The sequence below is a fragment of the Bradyrhizobium sp. 63_E2_N1_3 genome, assembly GCF_052076005.1.
In the GTDB taxonomy this organism is placed as follows: Bacteria; Pseudomonadota; Alphaproteobacteria; order Rhizobiales; family Xanthobacteraceae; genus Bradyrhizobium; species Bradyrhizobium barranii.
The window spans coordinates 1,944,330-1,962,371 of the sequence record NZ_CP197235.1 but is presented as its reverse complement, the minus strand read 5'-3'; the positions used below and the strand labels follow the sequence as shown (position 1 = coordinate 1,962,371).

Below are 18,042 nucleotides of genomic sequence, written 5' to 3'. Positions count from 1 at the left end.
GTTCGATCGAAGCAAGTCGGCTCGGGGGCAGGCTCGTCATGGGATATTCATTCGCGGATCGAGCGCGTCGCGCAGGCCGTCGCCGAGGAAATTGAAGCTCGTCACCGCGAGCGTGATGGCGACGCCCGGCACGATCGCAAGCCACGGCGCGCTGGTGAGATAGATCTGCGCGTTGTTGAGCATGTTGCCCAAACTCGCGGCCGGCGGCTGGACGCCGTAGCCGAGGTAGCTGAGATAGGATTCCAGCAGGATCGCCTTGGCGACGTTCAGCGTCGCCGCGACCACAATTGGCGCGATCGCATTGGGCACGAGCTCGCGAAACATGATCCGCAGGTTCGACGAGCCGAAGGCGAGCGCAGCAACCGCAAACTCACGTTCTCGCAGCGAGCGCACCTGGGCCTCGACGACGCGGGCCACCCACATCCAGGCGGTCGCCGCGATCAGGACGGTCGTGGTGATCAGGCCGGGCTCGGTAAGCGCCGCCAGCGCCAGCAGGAGAAAGATCGTCGGGAAACACAGCACGGCGTCGACCAGCCGCATCAGGACCGCGCCGACCACGCCGCCATAGAAGCCGGCAAAGGCGCCGACGGCGATTCCCACCGCCATCGCGATCACCATCGCGACGATGCCGATCGTGAGCGAGACGCGTCCGCCCATCATCAGTCGCGCCAGCACATCGCGGCCAAGTTCGTCGGTGCCGAGGATATGCGCACCCGACAAGGGCGGCGCGAACCGCTTCATGATGTCGATATGGGTGTCGTCGAACGGCAGCAGATAGGGACCGAACGCCGAGCCGAGGACGAGAACCAGAATGATGACAGCCCCCGCAAGCGCAAGCCGGTGCCGGCGAAAGCGCCGCCATGCGGCCTGGCCGGGCGCGAGCTGAGCGGTCGAGAGGGTCGCAGCCGTCATTCCTAGCCCACCCGGATGCGCGGATCGACGACGGCATAGAGGATGTCGGCAAGCAGCGAGCCGATCAGCACCATGGTCGCCGAGAACATCAGGATGCCCATCACCACGGGATAATCGCGGTAGCCGATGGAATCCAGGAACAGCCGGCCCATGCCGGGCCAGGTGAACACGGTCTCGGCGACCAGCGCACCGCCGAGCAGCGTCGGAAACTGGAGGCCGGCCACAGTGATCATCGGCAGCAGGGCGTTGCGCAGCGCGTGCACGGTGAGGATGCGCCATTCCGGCATGCCCTTGGCGCGCGCGGTTCGGATGTAGTCCTGGTTAATCACCTCGAGCATGGAGGAGCGCATGAAGCGACCCCACATCGCGGTCTCGACCAGCGCCAGCACCAGCGCCGGCGCAATCAGATGATGCAGCAGGTCGAGGAAGGAGCCATCGCCGACCGTTTGGCGATTGCCGGCCGGCAGCCAGCCGAGCTTCACCGAGAACACGTAGATGGTGACCAGGCCGAACCAGAAGGTCGGGATCGACAGCGCGATCATGGCGCCGACGGTCGCCAGCGTATCGAACAGCGAATAGCGGCGCAGCGCGCCTAGCACGCCGATCCAGCAGCCGAGCAAAACCGCGATGATCGTCGCCGTCGCCATCAGCTCCAGCGTGGCGCCGAGATGGGAGGAGATCACAGACAGCACCGCCTCGCCGTCGCGATAGGACTTGCCCCAATCGCCTCTCAGCATACGGCCGAACCAGTCGAGATACTGGATCGGCAACGGGCGATCGAGGCCGAGCTGCCTCGTGACGCGGTCGAGGTCCTCCTGCGTCATCTGCGCGGACGCCGCGTATTGCGACAGCGGACCGCCGGGGGCCAGATGCAGGATGGCAAACCCGATCGCGGAGACGATCACGAGCAGCATGATCGCCTGCGCCAGGCGGTTGACGACGTAACGGGCCATCTCAGGCGATCCAGCGAGCCTGAGGCATCAGGCCCAGTACCATTCGCGGATGTTCCAGCAATTGATGGACGTGTTGATGTTGGGACGGAAGCCCTGCAGCCCCTCCTTCACGCCCTCGGCGATAAAACCCTGGAACAGCGGCAGGATGGCGAGGTCGTTGCGGATCAGCTTTTGCAGATCGCCATAGGTCGTCTTGCGCTGGGCGAGATCGAACTGTCTGGCGCCCTCGGCAAGCAGACGATCGGCCTCGGCGCTGTTGTACTGATAGGTGTTGAAGCCACGGCCGCCCTTGGCAGGGATAGCGCCGGAGCCGAAGCGCGGCGTCACGTCGGGGTCGCTGCCGAGCATGAAGTTCACGGACACCAGCACCGAATTGAACTTCGACTGCTGCCAGAAATCGCCCCAGATCACGGCGGCCGGCATGTTGTTGACCCGCATCGCCGCGCCGATCGCGCGCCAGTCCCGGATCAGGAGCTGCTGGGTTTGCTCGCGCACCGCATTGCCCGACGTCGTCGAGTTGGTGAATTCGAGCTTGACCCCACCCTTCTCGCGGATGCCGCCGGAGCCCCGGGTCCATCCGGCCGCGTCGAGCAACGCGTTGGCCTTGGCCGGATCGTATTTGTGTTGCGGCAGGCCCTGCTGGAACGACCAGGCCTGTTGCGGCACGAAGCTCTCGGTCTGCGTCGGCAGGCCGTAGTTCAGCGCATCGATGATCGCCTGCTTGTTGATGGCAAGGTAGAGCGCCTCGCGCACCGCGCGATCGGCGAAGGGGCCGAATTCGAGATTGGGCGCGACGTGCTCCACCGACGACGTCGCGGAGACGAAGATCTTGCGGCCCTTCAGCGTCTTCGCCTCCTGCACGAAATTCGGCAAAATGCCTTGCAGGCCGGTGTAGTCGACCTGCCCCGTGCGGAACTGGGTGTAGAGGACGGTGAGGTCGGGGATGTATTTGAAGACCACGCGTTCGACGTAAGGTCCCTTGCCGTGGTAGCCGGCGTGGGCATTCAATTGAATGTGGTCGCCGGGCACGCGCTCGCCCCAGCGGAACGGCCCGGTGCCGACAGGCGCATTGTGGAACGGCGAGGCGTTCGGATCCGACAGCTTCTCCAGGATGTGCTTCGGCACGATGAAGGTGAGCGACAGGATCGACATGTAGGGCGAATAGGGAGCCTCCATCCGCCAGTGGATCTCGTCGGGCGCGACGACCTTGATGTCCTTGACGAGGTTGTGGCCGACGCGGTTGCGGACGCGGAAGTCGGGATTGTTGATCAGGTCCAGCGAGAACTTCACGTCCTCGGCCGTGAACGGCGTGCCGTCATGCCACTTCACGTCGCTGCGCAGCTTGATCTTCCAGGTCAGGCCATCGGCCGACAGGCCGCCATTCTCGATGGTCGGGACTTCGCGCGCGAGGTCGGGAACGAACTTGCCATCGGGCTCGATGAACCAGAGCGGCGAGAACACCTGCCACCAGATGCCCTGATCGACCTCGATGCCAGGCATCAGCGGATGGAAGACGGTCGGCTCCTGCGACAGCGCCGCGATCACCTGCCCGCGCGGCTTGTCCGGCGGATTGGTCGGGCGTTCGCTCTGCGCAAAGGCGTTGCCTGCAAGGGTCCATCCCGCCGCGGCACCCGCGCCGAGCTGGAAGAATTGTCGGCGATTCGGAATGCCGAGATGACGCAGTCCGCCAACGCCGAACTTGCCGGTGCTGTCTGCCATGACCAGTCTCCGTTCCCGCACACGGCACCGTCTCCCGCGCCCCCGAGACCCGGCAAAGGGACAGGAGTGGGCTTTAGTGCTTCTAAATTTTTCAGTCAAAAGTTCATCATGACTAAATACAGCTGTCAATCACATTGCTAGGATGCGCGACCTTTTCACACCGCCGGCCATTCCGGCGGCGAGGCAATGCATGGGAGAGCGACATGGATGGTCGCGGCGAGACCAACAGCCCGAAGGACGCCCCGGCGATCGAGGCTGACGATGCGGTCGACCAGCGGCTCGGCGAAACCGTGCGGCTGCTGCGGCAGCGCGCCGGCCTCTCGATCCAGGACGTCGCCACCAAGACCGGGCTCTCCAACGGCATGATCAGCCAGCTCGAACGCGCGCGGGCCATGCCGTCGATACGGACGCTGCGCCTGCTCAGCATCGCGCTCGACGTTCCCATCTCCTATTTCTTCGAGACCACCGATCCCGCCGACGTGCAGCGCTACATCGTGCGCAAGAACAGCCGGCGCCTGTTGCGGCTCACCGCCAGCGGCGTCGTCAAGGAAGCGCTGACGCCGGCAGACGAGGGCCAGCTCGAACTCTACGAGCTGACGCTCAACCCCGGCGCCTCGTCCGGCACCGACTTCTTGCAGCACACCGGCGAGAAGGCCGGGTATATCCTGTCCGGCAGCCTGCGGCTGTGGCTCGACAACCAGGCTCATCTGCTCGAGGCCGGCGACAGTTTCCGCTTTCCGAGCATCGTGCCGCACATGTTCGACAACCCGACCCAGCAGGCCGCGCGTGTGATCTGGGTCACGACGCTGCGCCAGACCGATTCGCCGGCAGGTTGAGCGCGAGGAACGCCGGCGCCCCGCCGGAAATTGCCCCTCGACGCAGGCTCGCGGAGCCTGTAGCTGACGTGAAGCCGGAGCAATCTACAGCGCGAACGCGAGGGTCCCGCGATTGACGTCGCTGGTGTGAGACCATGAAACTCAGACCGCTTCTGACACTCGCGATGGCCGCGCAGGTCGCCGTGACCGCCGCGGCCCTCCTCGCCTCCTATGCCGGGACCGGGTTCGGCTTGGCCCAGGTCGTCGCTTTGCTGGTAAGCGGCGCCGTCGCGGTCCTGCTCGCACGGCTGTGCACGCGCGCGATCGAAACGGCGCAGGACAAACGCGCCGCCGCGCAACTGGCCGAGCAGGCCCAGGCCAGCGCACAGATGACCCAGGCCGTCATCAAGACCGCGCTCGACGCTTTCGTTCAGACCGATGCGAACGGCATCGTCCTGGAATGGAGTGTCCAGGCCGAGGCCCTCACCGGATGGACGCGCAAGGAGGCGCTCGGCGCCGACGTCGTCAACCTCCTCATCGCCGAGTCGCTCCGCGACGGCTTCAGGCAACGCATGATGCGGCTTTTGCCGGAACTGTCGGATACGCCGATCGGCATCCGGTTCGAAGCGACGCTGCTGCATCGGAACGGCGACCAGATCCTGATCGAGGCGTCGAGCACGGCGCTCCAGCTCGGCGGGCGCACCATCATCAACAATTTCGTCAAGGACGTCACCCAGAAGCGCGCCGCCGAGGAGCAGCTGATCCAGGCCCAGAAGATGGAGGCGGTCGGCCAGCTCACCGGCGGCATCGCGCACGAATTCAACAACATGCTCACCGTGATCACGGGGACGATCGAGATCCTCGCCGACGCCGTGAAGGACGACCCGCCGCTTGCGACCATCACCAAGCTGATCAGCGAAGCGGCCGATCGCGGCGCCGCGCTGACGTCGAGCCTGTTGTCCTTTGCCCGCAAGCAGGCGCTCCAGCCGGCCGAGATCGACGTCAACGAGCTGCTCGAAGAGGTGGCAAAGCTGCTGCTGGCGACCTTCGACAAGAAGATCGAGATCGTGTCCAGGCTTGACCGCAACGTCTGGCTGGCTTTCGCCGACCGCGGCCAACTGAGCGCGGCGCTGCTCAACCTCGCGATCAACGCACGCGACGCGATGCTGGATGGCGGCAAGCTCACGCTGACGACGCGCAACGTGGTGTTCGGCGTGCGCGAGGCCGTCGCGGTGGGCGCCGGCTATGCCGGCGACTATGTCGAGATCGAGATCGCCGATACCGGCACGGGCATTCCGCAAGCCATTCTCGAACGCATCTTCGATCCGTTCTTCTCGACCAAGGATGTCGGCAAGGGCACCGGGCTCGGCCTCAGCATGGTGTTCGGTTTCGTCAAGCAGTCCGGCGGCGGCATCAAGGTCACGTCCGAAGAAGGCCGCGGCACGATTTTCACGATCTACCTGCCGAAGGCCGAGACCAGTACGCTCCGTCCGGCCGGCTATGACGAGCGCAAGGTCGTGGGCGGCACGGAAACCATCCTTTGCGTCGAGGACGATCGCGACGTCCGCCAATATGTCACCGTCCAGCTCGAAAGCCTCGGCTACAAGGTCATCTCCGCCGCCAACGCGACCGAAGCGCTCGCCATCGTGGCCGACGGCGCGCCGTTTGATCTGCTCTTCACCGACATCGTGATGGCCGGCGGCGTCAACGGACGCGAGCTCGCCGAACAGATGGTGGCCGCGCGGCCCTCGCTGCGGGTGCTGTTGACGTCGGGTTATGCCTACGATTCGCTGCACGCGCAGGGGCGTGCCACCATGGGCGCGCCGCTTCTGGCAAAGCCGTACCGAAAAGCCGAGCTCGCGCGCATGCTGCGCCGCTCCCTCGACACCGCCGTTGACGCCGCGGGCGATCCGATCCCGACGCCGTACTCGGTGCAGGCGGATGTTGAGGGCTTTTTACGCAGGCAGGCATTGGAAGACGGCGCGACTCGATCGCGGAAGACGTAGGTTTCCGCTGGCCGGCCGGACCGAGCCAACGATGGCTTATGCACAATTCTCTTGCAACCTGTGCGGGCGGCCGGAATATTGTCTGCCCCGGACAACCTACCATTTCAGACGCCAGACGTTTTGAAGACCTAAGCCCTACTTGACATCATTCGAGGACCAGCCCATGGCGGACGTCGCAAATCAACAATTCAAAGAGCAAACGCCGAACACCTATAAGTGGGCACTGGGAGCAAGCGGTGTGGTCGCGGTCGCGACGACAGCGGCATTGTCGATAGCCCCCGAAGTCGCAGGTTACGCTATGGCTGGCCTGATGTTCTTCATTTTGCTGATGTTCATCGTCGTCAACTTAGAGATTGGGACGACTGCCAACGCCAATCCTCTTGCGCAAAATGCGCGGCTCCAGGTGAAGGTCTTGTCCTGGTTTGCAACCGTCGCTCTCATCCTGGGAGCGACATCGATCATGTCGTCGATCCTGCTTGGATGGCCACTACAAATATCAATTGCCCAAGACACGGGATCGAAGAAATACCTCGATTCCATCAAGCGCTATGACCTCCCGAAAAGCACCATCGAGCGAATTGCAGCCGGCGTCTGGCAAGAAAGGCTTCTGAGGGATAACTCAGCTCTCTATACATATACGGAGACGAGCTTCACACCGCACTTCCTGACATTGTGGGACGACAAGCGAAACGTGACTGTGCGAATTCCAACGCGGGGCGGCATGCTGGAATGGTCCATCAATGACAAGTTCAAGGACTGCGACGGCGAGTATTGCTGGGGTGACGTCAACCAGGCGACGATGTTTAGATGATGATGCATTGTCCTTGTCGCTCGCTTTTCGACAAAGGTTGATCGGGAAGCGCGGCGCTTTTCGCTAGCTCATCCTTCGCCGCAGCGTTGCCGACGGCGTCTCACCGAATTTTTCGCGGTAGGCACCCGCCATGCGGCCGAGATGGGTGAAGCCGAGATCGAAGGCGATCTCGGTGATGGAGACATCTGGCGAAGCCTGCGCGAGCCGGGCGTGCAGAGCAGCGAGGCGCATGTCGAGCAGCATCTCCGAGATCGACACGCCGAAGTGGCGGCGGAAGCCGAGCTGGAGCGCGCGGACGCCGATCCCGGACGCGCAGGCGAGCTGCGCGAGGTCGAGCGGCTCACCGGCATTTTCCGCAAGATGGTCCCGCGCGGCGCGCAGTGCACGCGGCAAACGCTCGGCTTGCCCCGAGAACCTCCTGATGGCATCCGACAGGCCATGGCGCTGGCCATTGAGGAGATGATCGAGCAGCACCTCGCGCCAATCGGCCATCGCGACCGGTGAAAGCCTGCCGGACGGCCCGAGACGCTCGGCGAGCAGCATCAGCTCGGCAAGGCTGGTCTGCAGGGCCTGCCCCGCCGGTGCGTCGAGGTCGATCGCGGCATCAAACTCGACCGGGCCGGCCGCCCTGCCCGACAGCGACGCAGCGCGTTGCTCGACCATGCGACGGTCGAGCAGCAGGATCGCCTGCGCACAGTCGCTCCACATCATCCGGGTCGGGATGGTCGGCGACAGCAGCGACGCCGTCCGGCCCGGCGCAGCATCGATTTCGCTGACGCCGGCACGAATGCGGGCGGTGCCGGTGAGCGGGACCTGCACCAGGAAGAAGCGCTCGAGGCAGCCGGGATCGATGCTCACCGACCCGCCATAGGCGACATAGTTGATGGAGAAGCCGTCGAACGCCGCGCAATTGTGCCGGGCGGAGAAACCGGGTCCGCGCGGCCGTACCGGCTCGAGATTGTGCGGGCAGAAGATGCGTCCGATCTGCTCTGCCGCTTCGTCGACATCGTCCGTGGTGACGCGGGCGAAGTCCGCAAGCCGTTCGGCTGCAGACGTTCTTGCGGTCATTTCCAGCACGGCTGCGGACATCATCGACCACGCTTCGCGTCACGGAATTGCTTTAAGCCTATAATGGTTCCTCGAACGCGGAAAGGGCCGCGTCGCAAAATCATCATGCTGCACGGCAACAGTCGCGTCCGGATTCGTTTAGCGGATAGACACCGACCGTCGACGGGTCGAAGCTCCATCCTCGCCGGAATCCATGAGGAGCGAGCCATGACTGCACTCGAAAAGGGCATAACCGCTGTTGGCACGGGCTATGGTGGCAAGAGCTGGAACATCCTTGGTCAGGTCTATTTTCCCAAGGCCGTCACAGATTCCACCTTCGCGTTCGAGACCAACAGCGAGCCCGGCCAGTTCGTGCCGGTGCACATCCATCCGACCCAGGACGAGTTCATCCTGGTGCAGGAAGGCACGCTCGACCTCAAGCTCGACGGCCAATGGGTCAAGGCCCATGCCGGGGATCTGGTGCGCATGCCGCGCGGCATACCGCACGGCTATTTCAACAAGTCCGACAAGCCGTGCCGCGCGCTGTTCTGGGTCTCGCCGATGCAGAAGCTGGAGGCGCTGTTCAACCAGCTCCACAATCTGACCGACCCCGCCGAGGTCGTGCGCATCTCGGCGCTGCACGAGGTCGACTTCCTGCCGCCCGAGGCCAACGACTAGGCAGCGGCCTCCCCGTCCACTTTCATCTGCTTGCAGGTCCGCCGGCCGCGCATCGCGGCCGAACGTGGCCGCTTGCGCCCGAAACACATTGATCGCGAGGAATCCCATGGTCAGCCCCAAGCATGTCTGCGTGATCGGCGCCGGCGTCTCAGGCCTCGCCGCCGCAAAGGCGTTCTCCAGCCACGGCCACCGCGTCACCATCGTCGAGCGCAGTGCCGATCTCGGCGGCGTCTGGGAGCCGGCCCGCTCCTATCCTGACGTGCAGACCCAGAGCCCGAAGGAGCTCTACCGCTACACCGATCGCGCCATGCCGGACAGTTATCCGGAATGGCCCACCGGGCCGCAGGTCCATGCCTATCTCTGCGACTATGCGAAAAACTTTGGCCTCGATCACATGCTGCGCCTCAACACTGGGGTCGCCGGCATGGAGCGCCGCGCCGATGGCAAACCGGGCTGGACGCTCACGCTATCAGGCAAGGACGGCGCGACCACGAACGAGAATTTCGATTTCGTCGCGGTCTGCACCGGGCAGTTCAACGAGCCGCGCGAGCTGCATTGCCCGGGCGAGGACGGCTTTCTGGCGCAGGGCGGCCAGATCCTGCATTCGTCGACATACAGCGATCCGACGCTGGCGAAAGGGCGGCGCGTCGTCGTGCTCGGCGGCTCGAAGTCGGCGACCGACATCGCCGTGAACGCGGTGAAATCGGGCGCGCGCGAAGTCACCATCGTGATGCGCGAGCCGGTGTGGCGCATTCCCTATTTCATCGGCGGGCTCGTGAACTTCAAGCGCATCCTTTACATCCGCGCGCAGGAGGAGATGTTTCCGGGCTGGGGCGCGAGCTCCATGGCACGGCTCGCGCACCGCATCGCCGCGCCGCTGATCTGGGCGAACTGGCGCGGGCTGGAGAGCCTGCTGAAGGCGCAGCTCAAGCTGAACCGGTGCAAGATGGTGCCGAAGGAGCGGATCGAGGACGGCGTCAACTGCTCGGTGCCGATCGCAACGCCGGACTTCTACCCGATGGTCGCCGACGGCCGCATCAAGGCGGTGTTCGGCAGCTTCGACCACTATGAAGGCGACAGCATCGTGATGAGCGGCGGCGAGCGCGTCGCGACCGACGTCGCCGTGCTCGCGATCGGCTACAAGCTCGGCGTGCCGTTCCTGCCCGAGGCCTATCGGCAGAAACTTGTCGATGCGGACGGGCAGTACCGGCTCTACCGCCTGATCGCCAACCCTGATCTGCCGGAGATGGGCTTCGTCGGCTTCAACTCGTCGTTCTGCACCGTTCTCTGTGCTGATCTGGCGGCGAACTGGCTGGTGCGCTATGCCGACGGACAGCTCGCGAACCAGCCGACGGCGCAAGCGATGCGCGACAATGTCGAGATGATGCTGCACTTCAAGCGGGTCGAACGGCCGGCCGCCGGCGTCTATGGCGGCCTCTGCGTCGCGCCCTATCACTATCGCCATTTCGACGAGCTCATGGCCGATATCGGCGCCAAGAACCAGAAACGCGGCGGGCTCGCCGGACACTTCCAGCCGCCGGATGCGGATGCCTATGCGAAGTTCCTGGCGACGGCGCCGGAGTACCAGGCCACAGCGTAAGGTCGGAGAACCCGGACTGTGCGTGATTTGCAACTCGCCAGTCCGCGCGTTTGATGTTTACGATCCCGTGACCGACGAATCTCCGGCACATGGGAACCGGCCATGGGACGACGATGTCACGCCGCCATAGCCCTGGCGGTGCTTGGGCTGATCCTCACGACGTTCACAGTCAGCCACGCACAAACGCCTAACGCGAAGCAATCGGAGGCGCTCGCCACCTATGATCGCGCGCTCGGCGATTTCAAATCCATCCTTGCCGAGCGGCGCCGACACATCGAGGCGAAGGAACCGCTGCCGAACCTGCCGGGACAGGCGCTCTATCTGGCGCGCGTCGCTGTCATCAGTGCTTACAAGGATCTCACCGACGCCATGCCGTCGCGGATCGGCAAGCCCAACAAGTTCGAGATACCACCGGCCTATTTCGACGCCGACATCGAGCCGCTGATCGACGAATATTCAAAGCTGTTCGACGTCATGGAGGCGCCGCCCGCGGGCGCGCAGAACTCGGCGACGCCGTTCAAGGACGTCGTCGATCTCGCCACAGCGATCGCGCGCGCCAAGGGGCTTGCACCGGCTCACGCCGAAGCTGCGGGCCGGATCAGCCTCGGGCTGTTCTTCGCCGAGACCAACGGCAAGCAGAATGTCCGCAACGGGCGCTCGAACACCTATATGGGCAGCTTCCAGACCGGCCCGTCCGAGGACCGCAACGGCCGCAGAAAATGGGAGGCCATCAAGGGAGACATCGCGGCGGCCGACCCCGAATTGAGCGCCCGCGACGACAAGGAAGAGGCGCGCGCCCGCGGCACGGACTATCGCTTCAACCACTGGACCAACGTGCGCGACGGCCTGATGAACGCGCATGCGGAGGTCTTCCCGGAGATTCCGGGAATCGTGAAGACACTGCCCGACCCGATCGACCAGATGAAGCTGTTCGAGCTGATCCAGATCGTGCCGACCCCGACGCGGTCCGCGCTCAAGTCCGGCGATCTCCTGAATTACAGGGTGTCCAGTCCAACGATTATGAAGCACCTGCGCAACAACAGCATCTTCGCGTTTGGACAGGCCGACCGGGCGCGCAACTCGGCCAGCTTCCGGGAGATCCTCGCTGCGATGTGGCTGTTCAACCGCAAGTTCGAGCGCGCGATGGTGAAATATTCGGAGATCAAGGGGCGCTGAGGACATACAGAAGGGCGACGCCCCGCGAGACTCAGCACAATTATAGATAGAGTGTGAGCTAGTTCATATCAGCGACCCCATGCCGGGCGTAGTTTTGCAAGGAGATGTCTCGCGTCCCGGCGCCAAAGCGTTGCGGGTTTCCGGACGTCAAGCCGAGCGAACATCTGTCAATCCATAGGAGGACAGGCCATGAAGTTCGCAGCACTGCTTTTTGTTTTCACTCTCGCCGCACTCACGACGACTGTTCCTGCAGATTCGGCCAACGCGTGCGCGCGCCCCTGCGGACACTATTGTTGCGGATAATCGGCGGAGAATTCCAATGCGCCCATTGGTCAAGTGGGGGGCATTAGTCGCGATCGTGAGCATCGCACCACTGGCATCCGTGGCCGCGATACATCTACGCACGCCCCCAAATAAGCTCAACGAAGCAATCACCGCTATCGGCTTTCACCCGATAACGCCACCGGTCCTCCTGCGCGCTCCAGGCTCCATCTATCATGTCTCTCCGAACGGCCAGGATTACGACATGCTGTGCGAAGTCTCGCCGGATCGGCTGGTCGGCGTCACTCGTACTTCATCTTCAGCGACCCAGGTCACTTCGGAGCTACGAAAGACACAGTATTCGCTCGACTCAAAAGTCGTGCGTTCGATTCAGTCACATACCGATGCAAAATTGGCAGAAGCTGTAAAGCTCGAGCTTGATGACGTTCAGGTGTTGGAAATCTCACTTGAAGATCTATCAATCATCGCGGAGGAGCTGTTCCGCCGCGAGTCCTGCGATCGGGAAGTGAAACGTTATCTGGAAAACGGGGAATACGTTTGCCAGGGACAGCGGGTTCTCAAGGCGTCGACGAAATACGTCGCGGCCTATGACAATTCAGCGGCAGGCTCCGTGGAGCAAACGACGGACTTGATAAGGAATAATTTCGATCCGACTGTCAGCATACAGGGCGGTCAGAGCCTCTCTGGAGCGAACCTCTATTATGGAATGAGACTGGCACCGCGGTGCCTGTCCCTCCAGGATGCCAAAAGGCAGCCACGGCCGCCGTCCTCGCTCTGGGACAGACTGGTCAATCACTTTCCTTCGCTTGAGTTCTTTTGAATACGGCCACGCGATCCGACACGGCGGCAGGAGTGTTCATGCAGGCGATGACTGACTTTTTCGCCGCATCCGCATCCCGGAATCATGCGTCGACACTCTAATTCGTCGGCACTCTAATTCTCCGGCTTGTAGCCGTCCGTCAGTGTCTTCAGAAACGCGATGATGTCGGCTTCGTCCTGCTCCGTCATTGCCGGCTTGTCGCCGGGGTGGCGATCGAAGGGCGGATCGGTGACGTCGACATTGGCATGATATTTTTGCGGCAGGTCGTCGTATTTCCGCACCGCGCCGTCGGCGCCGCGCGGAAAAACCTTTTCCGGATTGGTGTCGCGAAAATTGTAGAAATCCAGGACCTGCTCGAGGGTACTGAAGACGCCGTTATGGAAGAAGGCGTGGCGCGTCGCCGTGTTGCGCAGCGTCGGCGTCAGGAACATGCCGCAATATTGCGTCTGCTCGGGAATGTCGGTGCGCTGCGGGCCGCAGACGCCGAGATCGAAATGGTTGGGATCGCGGTTGCCGGCGAGCGCGGCATTGCGCGGCGCGCCGAGCGCCTCGTATTGGTGGTCGGTGAACAGCGGCGGCAGGCCGTCGCGGGTCGGCGCCGAGGTGTGACAGCCGGCGCAATTGGCCTTGTCGGGGTCGTTGAACATCTGCAGGCCGCGCAGCTCGCTTTCGGACAGCCGCGCCTTGCCCTCGAGCCAGTAGTCGTACTTGCTGGTGTAGGGATGGAAGCTGACTTCCTCCACCTGATAGCGCGCAACCGCGAACATCGCCTCCGCGATCAGGAGTCGCTGATTTCCGAGCACGCCGGCGCCGAACAGCTCGACGAAGCGATTGGCGTAAGGCGCACGGCGCAGCTTGTCCGCGACGATCTCGGCACTGCCGCCGTCCATCTCGTTGGGGTCGAGCAGCGGGAACAGCGCCTGGTCCTGGAGCGTGTCGGCGCGGCCGTCCCAGAACAGGCCGCCTTGCGGCACGATGTTCGCCGATGCGCCGCTGCCGCCGGCCGTCTTCGTCGTCCGCGCAGCCTGCTGGCCGATTGCAGCCATCTGCGCGAGATCGATGACGTTGTCGTCGTCGCCCTTGTCGGGGCCGATGCTGAAATTGGGGTGGCGATCGAGATAGGTCAGCGACGGCACCGCGCGCGCGCCTTGCCGCGACAGGGCGGCGCCGCCGAGCATCACCGGCCCGTCGTTGGGCGGGCCGTAGGCGTGATCCGGGCTGTGGCAGGATGCGCAGGACAGCGCGCCGGACGACGACAGAGAGGCGTCGTAGAAGATCTCCTTGCCGAGCTGCGCCATCGCGGACAATGGCGCGACGGGCGGGCGCATGGGGCGAACCGGATTCGGGTTCGCGCCGAGCTGGCTCGTCTCCGCAAGTCCCTGCGTCCCGGCCGCAAAGACGGCGCCGGCCAGACAAAGCAGGCCGGCGCCGAGGAGCCACATGGTGCGGCTGTTCATCAAGCGTCCCGTTGGACTAGTGGTGGTGGTGCTCGTCCGGCGGGCTGGTGATCGCCGTGCCGGAGGTCGGATCGAGGAACAGCGCGTCGGTCCGGTAGTCATGGCTGTGATCCTGATCGAAGTCGAACAGGTCCATGATCGAGCCGGAGCTGGCGTCGAACGAGCCGCCACCGATACGCTGGCCGCGCAGCCAGTTGTCCTCGATGAACCGCACCACGGACGCCTGCGAGATGTAGGTGCTGCTCACGTGGTTGGTCCTGGCGTAGGGCGAGACCACGATGAACGGAATGCGCGTGCCGGGACCGCAGCGGCCGTTCACCGGCTTGCCGGAGAGACCCTTCGGTGCCGGCTGCTTCTGCGGGCCGAGGCCGCACAGGCCCGGACCGTTGACCTGATCGGCGGTCGGATCGTAAGAGGCGGTCTTCGGCGCAACGTACTGGTGGTCGTACCAGCCGTCGGAGTCGTCATAGGTGATGATGACCGCGGTTTCGCGCCACTCCGGCTGCTTCTGGAGGAAGTTGATCAGCTCGACATTGCCGACCTGCTCGTCGAGCGGATCGGAGTTGCCGGCGTGACCGTCCTGGTAGGCCGACATCTTGATGTAGGAGACGGCCGGGAAATTGCCGGCCTTCACGGCGGCGTAGAAGTCCTCGAGGTCGTAGGCGTGGTTGGCCGGATCGACGGTCTTGCCGCCCTTCTCGTAGGTGTGGCCGATCGCATCGACCGAACTCGGCCGCGCATGGGTCGGGTTGGCGGTCGACTTGTAGTACTGGAACCAGGCGTGGTGCGGGCTGTAGTCCACGATCGTGCCGTTCACGTTGCTGGAGAACGTGGTGCGCGCGCAGCCGGTGGTGCCGTTGGCATTCTTGAGCGTCAGGTCAAAGCCGCCCATGAAGCTGCCCCAGCTGATGCGCTCGTCGTTGAGCAGGTCGCCGATGTTCTTGCCTGTCATCAGCACGGTGCTGCTCGTGCTCGAGCAGGAATCGTAGGCCGGGTCGGTGTCGCCGATCAGCGTCAGGCCGCCCTGGCCGTCGGCGATCGACGCCGAGGTGCCGACGATGTTCTGCGCGCCATTGGTCTGGCCGGAAATCACCGCGAGCGCGCCCTGCGTCGACGGACCGAAAGTGTCGGTCCAGGCATTGTCGCTCATGGCGAAGTGCTGGGCGTAGTTCCAGAAGGCGGTGGTGGTGTTGCCGTCGAAATAGCCCATGACCTGACCGTTGGTGCCGAACGCACCGGCGCCGCCGGCGGTGCCGCGGCCGGTGAATTTCGGAAACAGGTCTTCCTTGCCGTTGTCCACGGCCTGTTGCTCGGGCGTGTAGGAGTGGTTCTGCGAGCGCGTGTTGGCCTGAGTGCGGTCGAGGCGGAACGGATCCGTCGCGCCGGTGCCGTTGGCCGCGCTGTTGTTCGGATTGTTCACCAGCAAATGCGCGTTGGCGAGATTGTTGACCTTCGGCGTATGCGGCTTCGGCACGAAGGGGATCGAGCCCGACGGATTGGCCGCCTCGGATAGGTCGCGAAGTAATGATCGAACGAGCGGTTCTCGTTGAAGATGATCACGAGATGCTTGATCGGCGTCTCGGTGTGGATGTCATGCGGATGACGGTGATGATCACGGTCGTGATCGTTGTCGCGACCTTGATCATGCCCGTGATCGCGGTCACGGCCGAAGTCGTCCGCAAGGACGGGAAGAGTGCACGCGAGCGCGCTCGCGGCCGCGACAATCGCAGCCGTCGTCAGTAGTCTCGATTTCATTTTTTTTGACGCCCCGGAAATGAGGATGTTTACGATCAGAAATGTTCTAAACATCGCGAGTGACAGAGCCGTGTCAGTTTGACGCACGAGACACTTTGCGCAGTGGTCGAGGCATAATTTTTTATGCAGCCACCCGCTTCGGCCGTACCGAAGCGCGTCTTGCCGTTTTATTCCAAGGGCGAAGGCAAAAATGATCGCGTTCAGATTGTTGCGCAATGCCCCCGGTTGCATTTAGCTTTGCCGGACAAGAACAAAGTCTCAGGGGGAAACATGAAAGCCGCTGTTCACAGGCGCACGCGCGATGTCGCGTCGGCTCTGGTCGCAACGTCCTTTGCCGGCTTTGCAAATTTCGCCGCTCATGCCGAGATCGTCGTCACCGCCAATGACGGCAAGATGATGCTGGAGAACGGCAATGCCGTGGTGCGCAAGCAGCCGCTGCCGGACACGGTCAGCGTCATCGATCTCGCCGATGGCGCGCTGAAGCTTTTGGGCGAGGTCCCGGCACCCGCCAGCGTAGTCGGGCCGCCGCCGAGCGTCGCGATTGCGCCGGACGGCTCGCTTGCGCTGGTCACGGGTGCGATGAAGCTCGATCCCGCGGACACGACCAAGACGGTCCCCGACGACAAGCTCTCGGTGATCGACCTCAAATCCACCCCGCCAAAGGTGCTCGCGACATTGCAGGCCGGCCCAGGCGCCGCCGGCGTCTCGATCAACCGTGCCGGCACGCTGGCGCTGGTTGCCAACCGCAGCGAAGGCACCGTCTCGGTCTTCGCGATCAGCGGCAATACGCTGACCGCAGGCGGGAAGATTCAACTCGGCGATGCCAAGTCCGGCCCCAGCCATGTAGTGTTCTCCCGCGACGGAGCCACCGCGCTGGTCACCCGCGACGGCGACAGCAAGATCTCGCTTCTGAGCGTGGACGGGACCAAGGTCGAATACACCAAGCGCGACCTCTCCGCCGGCATCCGCCCCTACGACATCGACCTCACCGGCAGCGCGGTGGCCGTCGTCGGCAATGTCGGTGCCAGCAGCGGCGACAGTGACACGATCAGTCTGATCGACATGACCGCCAAGCCGATCCGCGTCGTCACGACGGTTACCGTTGGACAGACACCTGAGGCCGTGAAGATGTCGCCGGACGGCAGCCATGTCGCCGTCACCGTCATGAACGGCTCGAACAAGCCATCGGCCTCGCCCTTCTTCAACGATTTCGGCCTGCTCAAAGTCTACAAGATCTCGGGCACCGACCTCACGCCGGTGGCGGAGGCCAAGATCGGCCATTGGTGTCAGGGCATGGTGTGGTCAAAGGACTCAAAACATGTCGTGGCGCAGTGCATGGTCGAGAACGAGCTGATCGCGTTCTCGTTCGACGGCAAGGCGCTGACCAGGACGTCCACACTCAAGCTGCAGGTGAGCCCCGCAGGCATTCGCACCGCGGAGCCGTGAGGCCAGTCGTAACAGCAGGCGAAGAGCCTGGAATGGCCGTCAGAGCCGCTTGGTGAAATGGTAGCGACGAATGCCGCCGCCCAATGTCTTGTTGCTGGCGGCATCGGCGATCTCCTCGCGCACCTTCTCGTATCCTGCGTTTCGATACAGCGCCAGCGCATCCTGCTGAAGCTCGGACGTGCTCAGCTGCAATTGCGGACGATTGCGGCGGCGGCACTCCTCTTCCGCAAACGCCAGCATCTTTCGCGCGATACCCCGGCGCCGCGCGCCGGGAGCAACGTACATGCGCCGTAACTCCATCGCGCGTTCGCCAGAGGCCTCCAGTCCAAACATGCCGACGATTTCATCGTCATCGACGGCGACCCAGAAACCGCCGCTCCGACCCGAATAATAATCGGCGAGACGATCTATCTCCTCCGCGAGGGAGCGGGTGATGTATCCTTCAAACGCCTCCGCCAAATGCACCGGCGCCAACAGGCGATTGACCTGGATGAACAGCTCGCGCACGGCGGCCGCATCGGCCAGCAAGAAAGCGCGGATCTGAATCTCGCTTGCCATGGAGCCG

Annotated in this window: 17 protein-coding genes; 9 read left to right on the top strand and 8 right to left on the bottom strand. The window is 63.7% G+C overall.

The annotated features are described in order from the left end of the window. Nucleotides 1–36: 36 nt before the first annotated feature. Genes AB7531_RS09150 through AB7531_RS09140 form a run of 3 tightly spaced genes read right to left on the bottom strand, consistent with a single transcriptional unit; the run spans nt 37 to nt 3,584 of the window. Nucleotides 37–912 (bottom strand): ABC transporter permease, encoded by an 876-nt coding sequence (locus tag AB7531_RS09150; protein ID WP_063981451.1) that lies wholly within the window; start codon nt 910–912, stop codon nt 37–39. Nucleotides 913–914: 2 nt separating this feature from the next. Next, on the bottom strand, nt 915–1,865 hold the full coding sequence (locus tag AB7531_RS09145; RefSeq protein ID WP_063981450.1) for an ABC transporter permease: 951 nt from the start codon (nt 1,863–1,865) through the stop codon (nt 915–917). Nucleotides 1,866–1,892: 27 nt separating this feature from the next. Next, entirely contained in the window at nt 1,893–3,584 is a 1,692-nt protein-coding gene (locus AB7531_RS09140) for a peptide ABC transporter substrate-binding protein (RefSeq protein WP_441279935.1), read from the bottom strand. 203 nt (nt 3,585–3,787) lie between these two features. Between AB7531_RS09140 and AB7531_RS09135 the strand changes: the two genes are divergently transcribed. The 3 genes from AB7531_RS09135 (at nt 3,788) to AB7531_RS09125 (ending at nt 7,216) form a co-directional block, all read left to right on the top strand. Beyond that, complete coding sequence (locus tag AB7531_RS09135) at nt 3,788–4,420, top strand: cupin domain-containing protein (RefSeq protein ID WP_063981448.1); 633 nt, start codon at nt 3,788–3,790, stop codon at nt 4,418–4,420. Nucleotides 4,421–4,554: 134 nt separating this feature from the next. Beyond that, nucleotides 4,555–6,405: an ATP-binding protein gene (locus AB7531_RS09130; RefSeq protein WP_063981447.1), complete on the top strand. Its 1,851-nt coding sequence runs from the start codon at nt 4,555–4,557 to the stop codon at nt 6,403–6,405. 163 nt (nt 6,406–6,568) lie between these two features. Beyond that, a complete protein-coding gene (locus tag AB7531_RS09125) occupies nt 6,569–7,216 on the top strand; it encodes a hypothetical protein (protein WP_187387948.1) in 648 nt (215 codons plus the stop codon). 63 nt (nt 7,217–7,279) lie between these two features. On the opposite strand, the gene AB7531_RS09120 is transcribed toward AB7531_RS09125, so the two are convergent. Beyond that, complete coding sequence (locus AB7531_RS09120) at nt 7,280–8,305, bottom strand: AraC family transcriptional regulator (RefSeq protein WP_084795337.1); 1,026 nt, start codon at nt 8,303–8,305, stop codon at nt 7,280–7,282. Nucleotides 8,306–8,491: 186 nt separating this feature from the next. On the opposite strand from AB7531_RS09120, the gene AB7531_RS09115 reads away from it, so the two are divergent. The 4 genes from AB7531_RS09115 (at nt 8,492) to AB7531_RS09100 (ending at nt 12,819) form a co-directional block, all read left to right on the top strand. Then, complete coding sequence (locus AB7531_RS09115; protein ID WP_063981444.1) at nt 8,492–8,941, top strand: cupin domain-containing protein; 450 nt, start codon at nt 8,492–8,494, stop codon at nt 8,939–8,941. 88 nt (nt 8,942–9,029) lie between these two features. Next, nucleotides 9,030–10,541 carry a flavin-containing monooxygenase gene (locus AB7531_RS09110; protein WP_441279934.1) on the top strand — a complete coding sequence of 504 codons (1,512 nt, stop codon included), beginning with the start codon at nt 9,030–9,032 and terminating at the stop codon, nt 10,539–10,541. Nucleotides 10,542–10,643: 102 nt separating this feature from the next. After that, nucleotides 10,644–11,717 carry a hypothetical protein gene (locus AB7531_RS09105; protein ID WP_063981442.1) on the top strand — a complete coding sequence of 358 codons (1,074 nt, stop codon included), beginning with the start codon at nt 10,644–10,646 and terminating at the stop codon, nt 11,715–11,717. Nucleotides 11,718–12,036: 319 nt separating this feature from the next. Beyond that, entirely contained in the window at nt 12,037–12,819 is a 783-nt protein-coding gene (locus tag AB7531_RS09100) for a hypothetical protein (protein WP_063981441.1), read from the top strand. A 113-nt stretch (nt 12,820–12,932) separates the two neighbouring features. Here AB7531_RS09100 and AB7531_RS09095 read toward each other — a convergent pair whose 3' ends face one another. The 3 genes from AB7531_RS09095 to AB7531_RS09085 are packed head-to-tail and all read right to left on the bottom strand — an operon-like array spanning nt 12,933 to nt 15,836. Further along, nucleotides 12,933–14,276: a cytochrome-c peroxidase gene (locus AB7531_RS09095; RefSeq protein WP_063981440.1), complete on the bottom strand. Its 1,344-nt coding sequence runs from the start codon at nt 14,274–14,276 to the stop codon at nt 12,933–12,935. A gap of 16 nt (nt 14,277–14,292) precedes the next feature. Continuing rightward, nucleotides 14,293–15,750, bottom strand: a complete 1,458-nt coding sequence (locus AB7531_RS09090; protein WP_256376469.1) for a phospholipase C — start codon at nt 15,748–15,750, stop codon at nt 14,293–14,295. Beyond that, entirely contained in the window at nt 15,693–15,836 is a 144-nt protein-coding gene (locus AB7531_RS09085) for a hypothetical protein (protein ID WP_256376497.1), read from the bottom strand. The genes AB7531_RS09090 and AB7531_RS09085 overlap by 58 nt, the downstream gene beginning before the upstream one ends. A gap of 3 nt (nt 15,837–15,839) precedes the next feature. Between AB7531_RS09085 and AB7531_RS09080 the strand changes: the two genes are divergently transcribed. Then, entirely contained in the window at nt 15,840–16,019 is a 180-nt protein-coding gene (locus AB7531_RS09080; RefSeq protein ID WP_245328664.1) for a hypothetical protein, read from the top strand. A gap of 282 nt (nt 16,020–16,301) precedes the next feature. Next, the gene (locus AB7531_RS09075; RefSeq protein ID WP_063981439.1) at nt 16,302–17,477 is read left to right on the top strand and encodes a beta-propeller fold lactonase family protein; all 1,176 of its coding nucleotides are present in this window, start codon (nt 16,302–16,304) and stop codon (nt 17,475–17,477) included. Nucleotides 17,478–17,516: 39 nt separating this feature from the next. Here the strand turns inward: AB7531_RS09075 and AB7531_RS09070 are convergent, their stop codons facing one another. Next, nucleotides 17,517–18,035, bottom strand: a complete 519-nt coding sequence (locus AB7531_RS09070) for a GNAT family N-acetyltransferase (protein ID WP_063981438.1) — start codon at nt 18,033–18,035, stop codon at nt 17,517–17,519. Nucleotides 18,036–18,042 lie beyond the last annotated feature (7 nt).

What these genes read in the sequence shown, in the direction of transcription:
- AB7531_RS09150 (WP_063981451.1), bottom strand. Translation starts at nt 912, where the DNA reads ATGACGGCTGCGACCCTCTCGACCGCTCAGCTCGCGCCCGGCCAGGCC.
- AB7531_RS09145 (WP_063981450.1), bottom strand. Translation starts at nt 1,865, where the DNA reads ATGGCCCGTTACGTCGTCAACCGCCTGGCGCAGGCGATCATGCTGCTC.
- AB7531_RS09140 (WP_441279935.1), bottom strand. Translation starts at nt 3,584, where the DNA reads ATGGCAGACAGCACCGGCAAGTTCGGCGTTGGCGGACTGCGTCATCTC.
- AB7531_RS09135 (WP_063981448.1), top strand. Translation starts at nt 3,788, where the DNA reads ATGGATGGTCGCGGCGAGACCAACAGCCCGAAGGACGCCCCGGCGATC.
- AB7531_RS09130 (WP_063981447.1), top strand. Translation starts at nt 4,555, where the DNA reads ATGAAACTCAGACCGCTTCTGACACTCGCGATGGCCGCGCAGGTCGCC.
- AB7531_RS09125 (WP_187387948.1), top strand. Translation starts at nt 6,569, where the DNA reads ATGGCGGACGTCGCAAATCAACAATTCAAAGAGCAAACGCCGAACACC.
- AB7531_RS09120 (WP_084795337.1), bottom strand. Translation starts at nt 8,305, where the DNA reads ATGTCCGCAGCCGTGCTGGAAATGACCGCAAGAACGTCTGCAGCCGAA.
- AB7531_RS09115 (WP_063981444.1), top strand. Translation starts at nt 8,492, where the DNA reads ATGACTGCACTCGAAAAGGGCATAACCGCTGTTGGCACGGGCTATGGT.
- AB7531_RS09105 (WP_063981442.1), top strand. Translation starts at nt 10,644, where the DNA reads ATGGGACGACGATGTCACGCCGCCATAGCCCTGGCGGTGCTTGGGCTG.
- AB7531_RS09100 (WP_063981441.1), top strand. Translation starts at nt 12,037, where the DNA reads ATGCGCCCATTGGTCAAGTGGGGGGCATTAGTCGCGATCGTGAGCATC.
- AB7531_RS09095 (WP_063981440.1), bottom strand. Translation starts at nt 14,276, where the DNA reads ATGAACAGCCGCACCATGTGGCTCCTCGGCGCCGGCCTGCTTTGTCTG.
- AB7531_RS09080 (WP_245328664.1), top strand. Translation starts at nt 15,840, where the DNA reads ATGCTTGATCGGCGTCTCGGTGTGGATGTCATGCGGATGACGGTGATG.
- AB7531_RS09075 (WP_063981439.1), top strand. Translation starts at nt 16,302, where the DNA reads ATGAAAGCCGCTGTTCACAGGCGCACGCGCGATGTCGCGTCGGCTCTG.
- AB7531_RS09070 (WP_063981438.1), bottom strand. Translation starts at nt 18,035, where the DNA reads ATGGCAAGCGAGATTCAGATCCGCGCTTTCTTGCTGGCCGATGCGGCC.